The 14576-nt window shown below is 73.5% G+C and carries 15 protein-coding genes; 9 read left to right on the top strand and 6 right to left on the bottom strand.

Annotated features, from left to right (window positions below):
• From H9623_RS18295 to H9623_RS18285, 3 genes are all read right to left on the bottom strand, one after another.
• On the bottom strand, positions 1–651 hold a 651-nt coding region (locus H9623_RS18295), incomplete at its 3' end, for an alpha/beta fold hydrolase (protein WP_193721437.1).
• Positions 648–1589, bottom strand: coding sequence for an alpha/beta hydrolase (locus tag H9623_RS18290; protein ID WP_407671986.1), 942 nt, complete (start codon positions 1587–1589; stop codon positions 648–650). The genes H9623_RS18290 and H9623_RS18295, both read right to left, overlap by 4 nt.
• A 143-nt stretch (positions 1590–1732) precedes the next feature.
• Entirely contained in the window at positions 1733–2032 is a 300-nt protein-coding gene (locus H9623_RS18285; protein ID WP_193721436.1) for a hypothetical protein, read from the bottom strand.
• A 249-nt stretch (positions 2033–2281) separates the two neighbouring features.
• On the opposite strand from H9623_RS18285, the gene H9623_RS18280 reads away from it, so the two are divergent.
• The gene (locus H9623_RS18280; protein ID WP_193721435.1) at positions 2282–3235 is read left to right on the top strand and encodes an FKBP-type peptidyl-prolyl cis-trans isomerase; all 954 of its coding nucleotides are present in this window, start codon (positions 2282–2284) and stop codon (positions 3233–3235) included.
• A gap of 73 nt (positions 3236–3308) precedes the next feature.
• Here the strand turns inward: H9623_RS18280 and H9623_RS18275 are convergent, their stop codons facing one another.
• The gene (locus tag H9623_RS18275) at positions 3309–4811 is read right to left on the bottom strand and encodes a leucyl aminopeptidase (protein ID WP_193721434.1); all 1503 of its coding nucleotides are present in this window, start codon (positions 4809–4811) and stop codon (positions 3309–3311) included.
• A 95-nt stretch (positions 4812–4906) separates the two neighbouring features.
• Between H9623_RS18275 and H9623_RS18270 the strand changes: the two genes are divergently transcribed.
• From H9623_RS18270 to H9623_RS18255, 4 genes are read left to right on the top strand one after another with little or no spacing between them, the layout of a single operon-like run.
• Entirely contained in the window at positions 4907–5263 is a 357-nt protein-coding gene (locus H9623_RS18270) for a hypothetical protein (RefSeq protein WP_193721433.1), read from the top strand.
• Positions 5264–5274: 11 nt separating this feature from the next.
• The gene (locus H9623_RS18265; protein WP_193721432.1) at positions 5275–5787 is read left to right on the top strand and encodes a hypothetical protein; all 513 of its coding nucleotides are present in this window, start codon (positions 5275–5277) and stop codon (positions 5785–5787) included.
• Positions 5784–6857: a quinone-dependent dihydroorotate dehydrogenase gene (locus H9623_RS18260; protein WP_193721431.1), complete on the top strand. Its 1074-nt coding sequence runs from the start codon at positions 5784–5786 to the stop codon at positions 6855–6857. Before H9623_RS18265 ends, H9623_RS18260 begins: the two co-directional genes overlap by 4 nt.
• The gene (locus tag H9623_RS18255; RefSeq protein WP_193721430.1) at positions 6854–7063 is read left to right on the top strand and encodes a hypothetical protein; all 210 of its coding nucleotides are present in this window, start codon (positions 6854–6856) and stop codon (positions 7061–7063) included. Before H9623_RS18260 ends, H9623_RS18255 begins: the two co-directional genes overlap by 4 nt.
• 101 nt (positions 7064–7164) lie before the next feature.
• On the opposite strand, the gene yczR is transcribed toward H9623_RS18255, so the two are convergent.
• A complete protein-coding gene (gene yczR / locus H9623_RS18250; protein ID WP_193721429.1) occupies positions 7165–8640 on the bottom strand; it encodes a MocR-like transcription factor YczR in 1476 nt (491 codons plus the stop codon).
• Between the two features lie 61 nt (positions 8641–8701).
• Here yczR and yczE point away from each other — a divergent pair, with 61 nt between their 5' ends.
• Positions 8702–9412: a membrane protein YczE gene (gene yczE / locus H9623_RS18245; protein WP_321575538.1), complete on the top strand. Its 711-nt coding sequence runs from the start codon at positions 8702–8704 to the stop codon at positions 9410–9412.
• Positions 9413–9539: 127 nt separating this feature from the next.
• Here the strand turns inward: yczE and H9623_RS18240 are convergent, their stop codons facing one another.
• Positions 9540–10544 (bottom strand): aldo/keto reductase family protein, encoded by a 1005-nt coding sequence (locus H9623_RS18240; RefSeq protein WP_191805862.1) that lies wholly within the window; start codon positions 10542–10544, stop codon positions 9540–9542.
• 224 nt (positions 10545–10768) lie between these two features.
• On the opposite strand from H9623_RS18240, the gene H9623_RS18235 reads away from it, so the two are divergent.
• The 3 genes from H9623_RS18235 to H9623_RS18225 are packed head-to-tail and all read left to right on the top strand — an operon-like array spanning position 10769 to position 14554.
• Positions 10769–12040 (top strand): MFS transporter, encoded by a 1272-nt coding sequence (locus H9623_RS18235; RefSeq protein WP_193721427.1) that lies wholly within the window; start codon positions 10769–10771, stop codon positions 12038–12040.
• 43 nt (positions 12041–12083) lie between these two features.
• Positions 12084–13448: a preATP grasp domain-containing protein gene (locus tag H9623_RS18230; protein ID WP_193721426.1), complete on the top strand. Its 1365-nt coding sequence runs from the start codon at positions 12084–12086 to the stop codon at positions 13446–13448.
• The gene (locus H9623_RS18225) at positions 13445–14554 is read left to right on the top strand and encodes a scyllo-inosamine-4-phosphate amidinotransferase (protein WP_193721425.1); all 1110 of its coding nucleotides are present in this window, start codon (positions 13445–13447) and stop codon (positions 14552–14554) included. Before H9623_RS18230 ends, H9623_RS18225 begins: the two co-directional genes overlap by 4 nt.
• Positions 14555–14576 lie beyond the last annotated feature (22 nt).

Below are 14576 nucleotides of genomic sequence, written 5' to 3'. Positions count from 1 at the left end.
AGGGGTCAGGGTGTCCTCCTCCCCCACGACCACGGTGACCGGACCGGCGAAGTCGGCCAGGACCTGGGTGCGGTCCGGGCGGGCGGCCATGGCGCGCTGGGCCCACGCGACGCCGTCGGGCCGCTGGGAACGGATCCACTCCTCGAGGCGGGCCGTGAGCGCAGGGCGCGCGACCTTGCTCGTGGCCCCGAGGAGCGCCCCCGGCATGCCCAGCACGGGGTCCACCGTGGCGCTGCTCGTGACGGCCTCCGCGATGCGCAGGCGGTTGGCCCGCGCCTCGTCGGTGTCGGCCGTGGACTTGGTGTCGACGAGGCCGAGCGCGACCGCGAAGCCCGGGTGGCGCTCCGCGACCGCGAGCGCGACGTAGCCGCCCATCGACATGCCCACGACGACCGCACGCTCGACGCCCGCGGCCCGTGCGGCGGCGACCACGCCGTCCGCGGCGGCCTCGATCGAGGCGGGCTCCGCGCCCAGCGGGCTCTGCCCCGCGCCGGGAAGGTCGACCGCGAGGACCGTGACGCCGCTCGGGAGGGCCGCGGCGACGTCGAGCCACATGCGGTGGTCGAACGGGAAGCCGTGCACGAGCAGCACGGGCAGCCCGTGCCCGTGCCGCAGGGTGTGGAGGGCGAGGCTTCGATCGGTCGTGGTCATGGTTCCTGTCCCGTCGTCGATGGCTGGACGTGCGTGCGGCTCGCGTCGTAGGAGGCCTGGTCGGAGGCCTCGGTGTCGGTCCCGGTCTCGGTCTGCGCGTCCCACGTCGTGGGCAGCGGCACGGGGAAGCCGGGCAGGACGTGCGCGACGATCTCGTCGAGCACGCGGCGGACCGACGGCTCCCCGACCCACAGGTGCTTGGCGCCCTCGACCGCGATGACCTCGGCCTGGGGCACGCGCGCGAACCGGCGGCGCGCCTCGTCGGGGCGCAGGTAGTCGTCGAGCTCGGGGACCAGGACCACGAGCGGCTTGCCGAACGCAGCCCAGCGGTCGAGGTCCTCGTCGGTCGCGCGGTGCAGGGGCGGCGACAGCAGGATCGCACCCTCGATGCCCGGGTCCGTGCCGTGCTTGAGCACGAGCTCGGTCCCGAACGACCAGCCCACGAGCCACCGGTTCGGCAGGTCGTGGAACTCGGCGAGCTCGATCGCGGCGGCGACGTCGAAGCGCTCGGCCTCGCCGCCGTCGAACGCCCCCTCGCTCGTGCCGCGCGGCGACGACGTGCCGCGCGTGTTGAAGCGCAGCACCGCGAGGTCCGCGAGCGCCGGCAGGCGCCAGGCGGCCTTGCGGTAGACGTGGGAGTCCATGTAGCCACCGTGCGTGGGCAGCGGGTGCAGCGTGATCAGCGTGCCCGACGGCGTCGCGTGCGCGGGGAGCGCGAGCTCGCCCACGAGGGTCAGGCCGTCCGCGGTGTGCAGCTCGACGTCCTCGCGGCGGGCCGGCAGGACCGTGAGCGAGCGGATCGGGGCGCCGTGCTCGGCCGGTCGGCCCTCCGGGGCCGTGGGCGGCTCGGGCTGCGGGGTGGCCGGCTGCTCGGGGGCGGACGGTGCAGGGGGCTCGTCGGGGCGGTCGGTCGCGAGGTCGGGACGGTGCGCGTTCATCACGACCGAGCCTAGCCGCCGGTTCCTCCGGACGACGGCTCGGCGACGGACGGGGCGCCGGACGGGTGGTCCGGCACGAGACAGGTGGCTGCGTCGCGCCGGGAGCACCCGTCTCGCGCGGGACCGCCCGTCTCGCGCGAGCGTCAGCGCCGGCGCTCGCGGGCCGCCCAGCAGCCCGCGTGCCAGTGCCGGCGGTCCTCGAGCGCGGACTCCGCGCCGAACAGCGAGTCCTTGGCCCAGGCGACCACGTGGCTGGTGCCGGGCGGGATCGTCTGGCGGCACCCGGGGCACACGTAGGACTTGTCCCCGGACCGCACGGTCCGCACCGACCACTCGCCGTCGGGACCGGACTCCGAGCGCAGGCCACCGAGGGCGCGCCCCAGGTCGAGGGGGGCGGGCTCTGCTCCCCAGGGTCTGCGGCGGGAGGGGCGTTTCGACGGCATCCGTCCATTGTCCCCCGGCCGGAGGGCGCTCGGGCCGGGTGCGCCCGGGCAGCGGGGCGGGGCCGCACAGCAGCCGTCCGACGCCCGGGCGGCCCCGGTCGGGCCCGGGCCGACCCTTCGCGGGCGACCCGTGGGAGCATCTCCCAGCGGCCTCTCAGAGAGTGCCGTTAGAGTTACCTGGCCTGCAACCCGTGCTCGGTCCGTGTTCGCTCCCGGTCGTGCGCGGAAACCCCCGACCGAAGGATCCTTGTGAAGCTCCGTACCTCTCGCGGCCTGGTCGCGATCGCCCTGGGGACCGCCCTCGTCCTCTCCGGCTGCGCCAGCGGCAACGACGGCGGCGCCAGCCCGTCGCCCTCCGAGTCCACCGGCTCCGGCATCCCGACTCCTTCGGCTGCGGACGTCGCTGCGGTCGAGGCCATCACCGTGACCGGCGACGCCGGGGCCGAGGCCACCCTGGAGTTCGAGCCCGGGCTCGAGGTCTCGGCTCCCACGACGCGGATCGTGAACGAGGGGACGGGTGAGGAGCTCGTCGAGGGCAACCAGGTCACCATGCACTTCGTGTCCTACAACGGCGCCGACGCCGCCAAGGCAGGGGAGTCGACGTGGGCGACCGACTCGCCGCAGTCGTTCACCCTGGGCGACCCGCAGTTCGATCTCCTGAACCCTGAGCTGATCGGCCAGAAGGTCGGCACGCGCATGCTCCTCGCCAACCCGATCGAGGACGCCGACGGCGTCACGACGGTCATCAACCTGGTCGAGGTCGTCTCCACCAAGGAGATCCCGACGCGCGCCGAGGGCGAGGCCGTGACCCCGGCCGATGGGCTGCCCGTCGTCACGCTCGACGACTCGGGCAAGCCGAGCGTCGAGATCCCCGAGGGATACACCGCGCCGACCGAGCTCGTGGTGCAGCCCCTCATCAAGGGGTCCGGTCCCGAGGTGACCGCCGACAGCACGATCACCGCGCACTACGCGGGGTACACGCTCGACGGCGAGCAGTTCGAGGCCTCGTGGGACTCCGGCACGCCCGCGAGCTTCCCGCTGACCGGCGTCATCCAGGGGTGGACGCAGGGCCTGGCGGGCCAGACCGTCGGCAGCCAGGTGCTGCTCGTCATCCCGCCGGCGCTCGCCTACGGCTCGGCAGAGGGCCACGAGCTCCAGGACGAGACCCTGGTCTTCGTCGTGGACATCCTCGACGCCTCCTGACGTCCGTGATCCGCTGACGGCTCCGCGGTCGGGCATCGGGGGGGCGGGGGGCCCCCCCCCCCCCCGCTCCCGGCTACTTCGTCGCGCGTGCCTCGAGCAGCTCGACGAGGGTGCGGACCGCGACGCCCGTGCCGCCGACCGGGGTGTAGCCGAACGCCGAGCCCTCGTTGAACGAGGGGCCCGCGATGTCGAGGTGGGCCCACGGGGTCGAGCCCACGAACTCCTGGAGGAACAGGCCCGCGACGAGCATCCCGCCGAACCGGTCGCCGATGTTCGCGATGTCCGCGACCTTCGACTTCATCGACGCGCCGAGCTCCTCGGGCAGGGGCATGGGCCAGAACTGCTCGCCCGCCGCCTCGGCCGCGGCGACGACCTCGCTGCGGACGTCGTCGGACCCCATGACCGCGGAGACGCGCGTGCCGAGCGCGACCATCTGCGCGCCCGTGAGGGTCGCGACGTCGAGCACGACGTCGGGCTTCTCCTCGACCGCGGCGACCAGTCCGTCGGCCATGACGAGGCGGCCCTCGGCGTCCGTGTTGAGGACCTCGACGGTCTTGCCGCCGCGGATCGTGATGACGTCCGAGGGACGCTGCGCGGTGCCCGAGGGCATGTTCTCCGCGAGGCAGAGCCAACCGGTCACCGCGACGGGCAGCCCGAGCCGCGACGCCGCGAGCACGGTGTGCAGCACGGCCGCAGCTCCGGCCATGTCCGACTTCATGGCCTCCATGCCCTTGGCGGGCTTGATCGAGATGCCGCCCGAGTCGAACGTGATGCCCTTGCCCACGAGCGCGACCTTGGTGTGCGGGCGCGAGGGGGAGTACGACACCTTGACGAGGCGCGGGCCGCGCGAGGACCCCTGCCCGACGGCGAGGATGCCGCCGTAGCCGCCCGCCGCGAGAGCCTTCTCGTCGAGCACGGTCACCTTGACGCCCGTGCCCTTGGCCGCGGCCTTGGCGATGTCGGCGAACGCCGCGGGGTACAGGTCGTTCGGGGCGGTGTTGACCAGGTCGCGCGTCGCGTGGACCGCGGCGGCGATCGTCGCGGCCCGCTCGACCGCAGCCTTGGCCTTCGAGCCCCGGGCGAGCGACGTGAGGACCTCGATCGTCGAGACCGTGCCGGCCGGCTTGGTCGAGCCCGCGGCGCCCGAGACGTCGCGGTAGCGCGTGAAGGAGTACGCACCGAGCAGCGCACCCTCCGCGATCGCGGCGACCTCGGCCTCGTCCTGCGCGGGGAGGGCGACCGCGACCGACGCGGCCCCCTTGAGCTCGCGCACCGCGGCGCCCGCCGCACGGCGCAGGGTCTCGGCCGCGAAGGTCCCCGACTCGTCACGAGCGCCGAGCCCGGTCAGGACGAGGACACCGGCCTTGAGGAGCGAGCCCGCGGGCACCGTGCGCACCTCGTCGCGCGCACCGGTGATGCCCAGCGCCGGGGCGAGGGCCTCGAGCTCGGCGACCACGTCGCGAGGGAGGTCGTCCCCCACGACGGCCACGCCGTCCGAGGTCGTCTGGGTCCCGACGACGAGCGCGTCCACCTTCACGCCGGTCGGGTTCTTGCTGGAGAGAGTGAGTTCAGCCACGCCTCGATGCTAGCCGCTGCGCAGCGCGAAGCCATCGGCACGGGGTGCGGCGGGCGATTCCTGCCCGCGGGCCGGACGCCGGTAGGCTCGGCGTCGTGGTCCTCCCCCTCGTCCTCCTCGTGGTCGCGCTGTGCGCAGCCCTCACCGGTTGGGCCGCGTGGTTCGTCGCCCGCGACCGTGCCGTCGTCCTCAAGCAGCTCTGGGGCGGTGCCGTCATCGAGGGCGCGATCGTCCTGCAGATGATCGTCGCAGGAGTCCTCGCGGCGACGGGCAGCTCCGCGAGCGACCCCGTCAAGCTCTGGGGATATCTGATCACTGCCCTGTTCATCCTGCCCGTCGCCGCCGTGTGGGCCTTCGCCGAGCGCACCCGCTGGAGCTCGGTCGTGCTCGCGGCCGCGGCGGTCACCGTCGCGTTCCTGGAGTGGCGGCTGTGGCAGATCTGGAACGCCTGAGGAGAAGCGGCGTGACGCACCCCGAGAACCCCGAGACCGCACCCGACCCCGCGGGCACCGCCCCGCCGTCGGGCACCCCCGTCCAGCCGGCCCCCGGCGGCGCGCGCAGCACCGGCAGCGGGTTCGGCCGGGTCCTGGTCCTCGTCTACGGGATCTTCGCGGTCTCCGCGACGGCCCGCGCCTCGATCCAGCTCCTGCGCGACTGGCACGAGGCCCCGATCGCCTACGGGCTCTCGGCGCTCGCGGCCGTGGTGTACGTCGTCGCGACGGTCGCGCTCGCCCGCGGCTCACGGACGTCGCGGTCCGTGGCCTGGACCGCGGTGAGCGTCGAGCTCGTGGGCGTGCTCGCCGTCGGCGCCTGGTCGTTGCTCGACCCTGCCGCGTTCCCCGAGGCGACCGTGTGGTCCGACTTCGGGATCGGGTACGGGTTCGTCCCGCTCGTCCTGCCCGTCGTCGGCCTGACGTGGCTGTGGCGCACGCGACCACCCCAGACCCCCAGCACCGAACCGAAGGATCTCGCATGAGCCGGCTGTACTCCCTCCTCTTCAACGGCGTCTTCAGGCACATGGACCCCGAGACGGCGCACGAGGTGGTGTTCCCGGTCATCTCCCTCGCGGGACGCACGCCCGTCGTGGGGGACGTGATCCAGGGCGCCGCCGCCCCGTACCTGGGCCGCGGCGCGAACGGCCCCGGCAGCGTCCAGGCGCTCGGCCGCTCGTTCCCGGCGCCGTTCGGGCTCGCTGGCGGGTTCGACAAGAACGCCCGGGCGATCCGTGGCCTGACCATGCTGGGCTTCGCGTTCATCGAGATCGGCACCGTGACGGCGCACGCGCAGCCCGGCAACGAGAAGCCGCGCATGTGGCGTGAGCTGTCGCTGCGCGGCATCCGCAACCGCATGGGCTTCAACAACGAGGGCGCGGCGGCCGCGGCCCAGCGCCTCGAGGCCCTGAGGCGCTCGGCGTCCGGGCGCGCCATCATGATCGGCGCGAACATCGGCAAGACCAAGGTCACGCCCGCCGAGGACGCCGCGGGCGACTACGCGACGAGCGCCGGGCTGCTCGCGCCCCACGCCGACTACCTGGTCGTCAACGTGTCCTCGCCCAACACCCCGGGCCTGCGGGACCTGCAGTCGACCGAGGCCCTGCGTCCCATCCTGCAGGCGGTCCGCGAGGCGGCCGACGACGCGACGCGCGCCGCCGGGGTGCGCCGCGTCCCGCTGCTCGTCAAGATCGCCCCGGACCTCGCGGACGAGGACGTCGACGCCGTCGCCGACCTCGCGCTCGAGCTCGGCCTCGACGGCGTCGTGGCCGTCAACACGACGATCGGGCACGACCTGGGCCCGGGTGGGCTCTCCGGCCCGCCGCTGCTCGAGCGCGGGCTCGACGTCGTCGCCCGCCTGCGCGGTCGCCTCGGCCCGGACGTCACGATCATCGGCGTGGGCGGCATCTCGACCGCCGACGACGCGCGCGCCTACCTGGCGGCGGGCGCCGACCTCGTGCAGGGTTACACCGGCATGATCTACAACGGCCCGTTCTGGGCAGCGAGCATCAACCGGTCCCTGGTGCGGGACGCCCGAGGTGGAGGCGCACGATGATCCGACCCCAGTGGGTGTGGGAGCTCGACGACGCGGACGGGCGCGCGCTCACGACCCCCGTGAGCCCGGCGTTCACCAACCAGTTCGACGCCGAGCAGTGGCTCGGCGAGACGTGGCGCGACCTCGCGGCCCAGGGAGCCGTGGCGGCCCGCCTGCTGAACGACGGCGCGCAGGTCACGGCGACCGTGGAGCTGCGCACGGCGTAGGCGCGCGGCCTGCTGCTCGGGAGCCGTGCGGCAGCCCCTGGAGGTGCCGTACGTCAGGGTCCACCCGGCCTCGTCGGGGCCGACGACGCCGGCGAGACGACCTACCCCGCGACGTGCTCCCACGCCGCCACGAGCCGGGGCACGGCCCGCCCGATCGCCTCGGCGTCCGGCGCGAACGTGAGCCGCACGCGCGAGGCGGCTCCGCCGTCGGGCGTGAGGGACGGACCCGGGTTGATCACCACGCCGCGGACCGCCGCGGCCGCGGCCAGGGCGTGGGCGAGCGGGCGGCCCAGGTCGATCCACAGGGACAGCCCTCCCGGGGGAGACGTCACGCGCCACGACGGGATCGCGGCCGTCACGGCCGAGCGCAGCAGGTCGCGCTGCGACCTCAGGAGCGGCAGCCGCTCGGCGAGGACCTCGTCGCGCCGGGCGAGCAGCTCGACGACCGCGAGCTGTTCGAGGACCGAGGTCGCGATGTCGCTCGCGCCACGGACGCGCGCGAGGTGAGCGACGACGTCGGGGTGCGCCCTGACCCACCCCACGCGCAGCCCGCCCCAGAACGTCTTGGACGCCGATCCCACGGTGAGCAGGTGGCTCGTCGCGGACCCGTCGCCCACGAGCGGCTCGGGCGAGGGGCCGTCGAGCGCGATGTCGGTGAGGGTCTCGTCGCCGATCACCGTGACCCGGTGCCGGAGCGCGACGCGCCGGACCTGGGCGCGCTCGTCGGGCGTGAGGCTGTAGCCCGTGGGGTTGTGGAAGTCGGGGATCAGGTAGACCAGGCGCGGCGTCGCGGCGCGGATGGTCGACTCGAAGAGCGCGACGTCGAACCCCGGTCCGTCGCCGGGCAGGCCCGCCCCCACGGGGAACCCGACCACGCGCGCCCCGCGACGGGCCATCGTCTCGATGCCGTGCGCGTACGTCGGGGACTGGACCACGACCCGGTCGCGTGTCGCCAGCAGCGACTGCGCGACGGTCGTGATCGCGTGCTGGGCGCCCGTCGTGACGAGGACCTGGTCCGGCGTCGTGGGCGTGCCGCGCTCGGTCAGGCGCTGCGCCACGGCCTCGCGCAACGGGTGGAGCCCGAGCGGCTCGTACCCGCGGCCCGACAGGTAGGCGGGCAGCGCCTCGAGCGCACGCCCGTAGGCCGCGTGGAGCTGCGAGGGGGCCGCAGGCGCTGCCTGGCTGAGGTCGACCAGGTCGTCGGGCGGCTCGACGCCGACGGGCACGGGCGCGTCGCCGCCGCACCACTGGGGCTGGGTGCGGCGCGTGGGCCGGGGCAGGACCGCGACGGTCCCGACGCCCGTACGGCTCGTGACGAACCCGCGCTCGCGCAGGGCCGCGTACGCGGCGGCCGTGGTGGTCCTGGAGACGCCGAGCGTCCCGGCGAGGTCCCGTTCGCTCGGCAGGCGCGTGTGCGGGGCGACGGTGCCGGACAGGACCGCGCCCCGGACCGCGTCGGCGAGCGCGACGTAGGCGGGGCCGTCGGTCTGCCACCCGGCGATGAGGGCGCCGAGCGCCGGGGCCGAGAGCCGGCGATGCACCGGGGGGAGCGCGGGGGTGGCGAGCGAGGTGACCATGGGGCCACTCTTCCCGAATTGGCTATGGATCACCAGTCCATTGAGGCCGCAGAGTAGGGGAGTGTCCACGACCTTCAGCCCCCTGCGCCGCACCGTCCAGCTCACGCTCGGGCTCTTCGGCTTCTCCCTGACCATGGCCATGCTCATCCACTCGGGCATGGGCGCCATGCCGTGGGACGTCTTCCACCAGGGCGTGGCCCTGCGCTCCGGGCTGGTCCTCGGCGCGGTCGTGGTCGCGTCGAGCGTCGTGGTCATGCTGCTGTGGATCCCGCTGCGCCAACGCCCCGGTATCGGCACCATCGCCAACATCGTCGTGATCGGCGCGACCCTCGACCCGTTCCTGCTGCTGCTCGACCGCATCGTCCCCGACCCGTCGACCGCCGGGCGCGTGGCGCTCGCGGTCGCGGGCGTCGCGCTCAACGGGGTCGCGACCGCCGCGTACCTCGGGGCCCGCCTCGGCCCGGGCCCGCGCGACGGCCTCATGACGGGCCTCGTGGCCCGCACGGGCTGGCCCGTGCGACGCGTCAAGACCGCGATCGAGGTCCTCGTGGTCGCGATCGGTTTCGCGCTCGGCGGGACGCTCGGGTGGGCCACGGTCCTGTACGCGCTGGGCGTCGGCCCCGTCGTCCAGGTCGCCGCGCGACGGCTCGCGCCGCACCTGCGACCGGCGGTCGTCCCGGTGCCCACGCCCCTGCCCGACGGCGCAGCGCCCCTCCCGGGCATCGTCGCCCGGGGAGACCGCCCGGAGGAGACCGAGCCCGACGCCGCGTAGGGAACGCGGTCGGCGGGCTCGGCAGGACGCCCGACGGCGGAGCGCACCCGAGCACTCGGGTGCGCTCCGCCGTCGGGCGTCCGGCAGGCCGTGGGGCACCGCGGCTCGAAGCCCCGGTGCTCCGGGGTCAGCGGGGTCCGGGGGCCCCGGCGGCGGTCTTGCCCGCGTCGCGCTCGACGACGTCGCCGAGGATCTCGTCGATCTTCGTCATGAGCTCGGCGGGGATGACCACGCCCGAGGCCTTGACGTTCTCGGCGACCTGCTCGGGGCGCGAGGCACCGATCAGGGCGGCCGCGACGTTGTCGTTCTGCAGGACCCAGGCGACCGCGAGCTGCGCCTGGGTGAGGCCCAGCTCGTCGGCGACGGCCTTGAGCTGCTGGACGCGCGTGAGGACGTCCTCGGTCATGAACTGCTGGATGAAGCGCGAGCCGTTGGCGTCCGTGGCGCGCGAGCCCGCGGGGGCGGGCTGACCGGGCAGGTACTTGCCGGACAGGACGCCCTGCGCGACCGGGGACCAGACGATCTGGGACAGGCCCAGCTCGCGCGAGGTCGGGACGACCTCGTCCTCGATGACGCGCCACAGCATCGAGTACTGGGGCTGGGACGAGATGAGCTGGAAGCCGAGCTCCTTCGACAGGGCGTGACCCGCACGGATCTGGTCCGCGGTCCACTCGCTCACGCCGATGTACAGGGCCTTGCCCTGGCGGACGATGTCGGCGAACGCCTGCATCGTCTCCTCGAGCGGGGTCGACTGGTCGAAGCGGTGCGCCTGGTAGAGGTCGACGTAGTCGGTGCCGAGGCGCTGGAGCGAGCCGTTGATGGACTCCATGACGTGCTTGCGCGACAGGCCCGAGTCGTTGGCCCCGCCGGGGCCGGTGGGCCAGTAGACCTTGGTGAAGATCTCGAGCGACTCGCGGCGCTGCCCCTTGAGGGCGTCGCCGAGGACCTGCTCGGCCTTGGTGTTCGCGTAGACGTCCGCGGTGTCGAACGTGGTGATGCCGGCGTCGAGCGCGGCGTGGACGCACTGGGTGGCGACGTCGTTCTCCACCTGCGAGCCGTGGGTGAGCCAGTTGCCGTAGGTGATCTCGGAGATCTTGAGGCCGGAGTTGCCGAGGAAGCGGTAGTTGGGCATGAGGACAACCCTACGAGGGTGCAGGGGTGGATGGGGCCATCCGGCCGGGCGTGCCCGGCCGGGACGACGTGGCTTCCCGACCCCGCGCACCGGCGACGAGCGCGCCGGGAAGCGGGTCCGCCCACCGCGATCCGGTCCGGACAACCTGGACAGCCTGGACACCACGTGGCTAGAGTCCCTGGACAGGGTGGGTCGCTCCACGGAGGAGCGCCAGGGGGGACCACGTGACGTCGAGTGCCGTACGACTGCTGACCCGTTCGCCGTACTGGCCCGTCCTGACCCATCCCCGGTTGCGCAGGATCCTGCCCGGGATCGGGGTGTCGGCTCTCGGCGGGGGCATGAGCTCCCTGGCGATCAGCTGGCTCGCGATCGAGCTGGCGCCGCCCGAGCACCGGGCGCTGTGGGTGGGCGCGGCGATCACTGCCAACACCCTGCCGGCCGCCCTCGGCGCGCTGACGCTCGGTCGCCTGCTCGACGGGCGCCGCGGCGCCCAGCTCGCCGGCTGGGACGCCGGTCTGCGGTTCATGACGCTCCTGCTGGTGCCGGTCCTGCACGCCCTCGGACACCTGGGGATCGAGACGTTCGTCATGATCCTGGCGGTTTCCTCGCTGCTCGGGGCATGGGGCAAGGCCGGCCGGTACACGATGCTCTCGGAGATGCTCGACAAGGAGCAGCGCCTGGCGGGCAACGCGCTCGTCAACCTCATGCTCGAGATCTCGACGGTGTTCGGCCCGCTGCTGGCCGCGCTGGTGATCGAGCGTGGGGGGCCGGTCCCGGTCATCGGCCTGGTGGCGCTCAGCTGGGGCATCCTGGCGGCGTCGTACAGGTTCGCGGTACCGGACGAACGGCAGCAGGCCGCGGCCAGGACGGGGGTGTCCCGGGCGCACGGCCTGCGCGTCGTCGCGCAGGAGCCACGGCTGCTCGGGCTGATCCTGCTCTCGTTCGGGTTCTTCTTCTTCTTCGGTCCGGCGAGCGTGGCGCTGCCGCTCCACGTCGTCGACGGACTCGGCGCGAGCTCGTCGACGCTCGCCGGGTACTACACGGCCTTCGGCGTCGGTGCCGTCCTCGGTGCCTTGCTGACCGCCTACCTGAAGCGTTTCCCCCTGGTCGCGGCGACGAGCGTCTCGGTCGTCGCCTTCGGCGGCGCCCTGGCGGTGGTCGGGTCGGGTGTCCCCGTCGTCGTCTCATGGGTCGCGTTCGGCCTCTGCGGGCTGTTCTGGGGACCCTTCCCCTCGACGACCACCGTGCTGTTCCAGGACCTCACACCACCCGAGCACCTGCCCCAGGTGCTCGCTGCCCGGGGCGCCGCGATGAGCGTCGCCACGCCTCTCGGAGCCATGCTCGGGGCGCCTCTCGCACTGCTCCTGGGGCCACAGGCAGTCCTGCTCGCTTCCGGGGTGTGCCTGGCGCTGCTGGGGCTGGTCCTCCTCGCCGTCCGACCGGGCGAGCGGAGCCCCGTGGACGCGGACGTCACGACGAACGTGTCCGAAGCCTGACCCTGCGGTCGACCGTCCACAACGAGAGAAGGTGCCGTCACTCATGCCCAAGGTGATCATCCCGAACGTCCCCGAAGAGATGGTCGGTGACATCAGCAGGATCCCGGTGGAGAAGCGGCGGGCGTTCGGGCTGGGCTCGCAACGTCTGCTCTGGTACGCGGAGGACGGGGACGTCGTCGTGCTGCCGACGGAGCCGACGCCGGAGTTCGTGGCCCACGTCACGAGTCTGACCGGCGTCGCACCGGAGACGCTCCGATTCGTCTCTCCACCGCCTGGCGTCCATGGCGGGGACATCCTCACCGCGGACCGGCTCGTCGACCCGCGGCTCGTCGCGGACCTGCGGGAGGCCCTGGTCGACCGGGCCGTCGACTCGGTGGTCTGCATCTACTCAGACCTGGCGGTGGCCCACCTCGTCGCCGCAGCGGGGATCGGGCCGGCCCTGGCGGGGTTCGAGTTCAGCAGCCAGGACGGTGACGCGCTCGCGAACAGCAAGGCGGTCTTCCGCGCGGTAGCGGTCGCCAACGGGGTCCCCGTCGCGCCCGGCGGGATCACGAGCCTGCCGGAGGTGGCCGAGCACCGGATCGAGGAGATCCTCGGAGCCGGGAACGTGGTCATGGTGAAGCAGCAGTACTCCGGCGGGGGGCTCGGCAACGAGATCCTTGCCCGGGAGGAGGGCGTGCGTCCGCAGGGGGCCGCGACGGTCCGCCTCCTCGCAGACCGTGAAGCCGTCCACGACTACGTGCGGGAGCGCTGGGACTGGCTGACGGGGCACAAGGGGCACGCGACGATCGTCGAGCAGTTCTTCGAGGGGGCGGTCACGGTGTACGTGGAGTTCGTCGTGACGGACGACGAGTGCGTCTTCCGAGGGGCCGGCGAGATCCTCATGGAGCCGGTCGCCACCGGCGAGGTGATCCCGCCGCAGTCGGTGGAGGGGGAAGTCCTCGCCGTGCTGGTCGAGCTCGGCCGCCGCGCCTGCGAGCCGTACCGGGCCATGGGGTACCGCGGGACGCTGTGCGCCGACGGGATCGTCACCCCGGACGGCGGGGTGTACTTCACCGAGGTCAACGGCCGCCTCACGGCCTCGAGCCACCTTCACGTGAACCTGATCGATCGCGTCGTCGGCCGTGAGTGGCGCGACCGGCGGGTCTTCCTCGAGAGGGCCTCCCGGTGGGAGGTGCCCAGCCTCACCGAAGCGCTGACGAGGCTGGCGGAGTCGGGCCTCGGCTACGACCCGGCGACACGCACGGGCGTGGTCGTGACCGCCGACTACACGGCCGCCACGGGCCGGGTCACGTACTGCGTCGTGGCCGAGACGTACGAGCGTGCGCTCGACGTGGAGGCGCAGGTCCTGGAGCGTCTGAGCGGGGCCGGGCTGCAGGCGGACGAGCTCGTCGAGGCGGGCTCGTGAACGCGCCGGGGGGAGGGGGCGCGGCGATCGCTGGCATCGAGCCGCAGGTGCGTCCTGGTGCGTGGTCCTGGGACGAGTTCAGCCCGCTGCGCGAGGTCGTGGTCGGGGACGCCACGGGGTCACGGGTGCCGCCCATGGACCGATCGGCGTGGCTGACCTGCTACCCGGAGCTGACGGTGGCCGAGCTCGCCTCGATCGAGGCGGGGCTCTACCCGGCACCCGTCGTCGAGGAGTCGAACGAGGACCTCGCTGTTCTCGTCCAGACGCTCGAGGAGCTCGGCGTGCAGGTGCACCAGCCACCTGCCCCCGATCACGGGGCCGAGTTCGGCGGGCCGGGCTGGCAGAGCTCAGGCCGGTCCTCGTACTGCCCACGGGACCTCGCCATGGTCTTCGGACCGGCCATCGTCGAGAGCGCGAGCCCGATGCGCGCTCGGTACCACGAGCTCGCCGGTCTGCGGCCGCTGTTCCAGGACTACTTCCGACGCGGTGCGCGGTGGATCGCGGCGCCACGTCCGGTGCTGGCGAACGACCTCTACGAGTACGACGCTGAGGGGGCGCCCGTCCTGGGCGAGGCAGAGATCGCCTTCGAGGCGGCCAACTGCTTGAGGCTGGGGCGGGATGTCCTGTACCAGGTCTCGCGGAGCGGCAACGAGCTCGGGCTGCGCTGGCTCGAGTCGACGCTCGGTCTGCTGGGGGACGTCCGCGTCCACCCGCTCCGCGGTCTGTACGCGGGGACCCACATCGACAGCACCATCGCGTTGCTGCGTCCCGGTCTGGTGCTCCTCAACCCTGAGCGGGTGACCCCGGACACGGTTCCCGAGCCCCTCAAGGGCTGGGACGTGCTCTGGTGCCCACCCATGGAGGTGGGGCCGATCGCGATGTCGAACCCGCTGAGCACGCCGTGGGTGGGGATGAACCTCCTGATGGTGGACCCGACGACGGCGATCGTCGACGCCACGCAGGTCGAGCTCGTCCGCTTGCTCGAACGCAACGGCATCACGGTGGTGCCTCGGACGCTGCGCCACGCTCGGGTGCTGGGTGGCGGGTTCCACTGCGTCACGCTGGACACGGTGCGCGACGGAGAGGCCGAGGACTACCTCGGCTAGCGGGCGGGACGTCCTGCGGCCG

The organism is Oerskovia douganii, assembly GCF_015142735.1.
Taxonomy (GTDB): domain Bacteria; phylum Actinomycetota; class Actinomycetes; order Actinomycetales; family Cellulomonadaceae; genus Oerskovia; species Oerskovia douganii.
The sequence above is the reverse complement of the archived record's forward strand: the minus strand, read 5'-3'. Positions and strand labels throughout refer to the sequence as shown.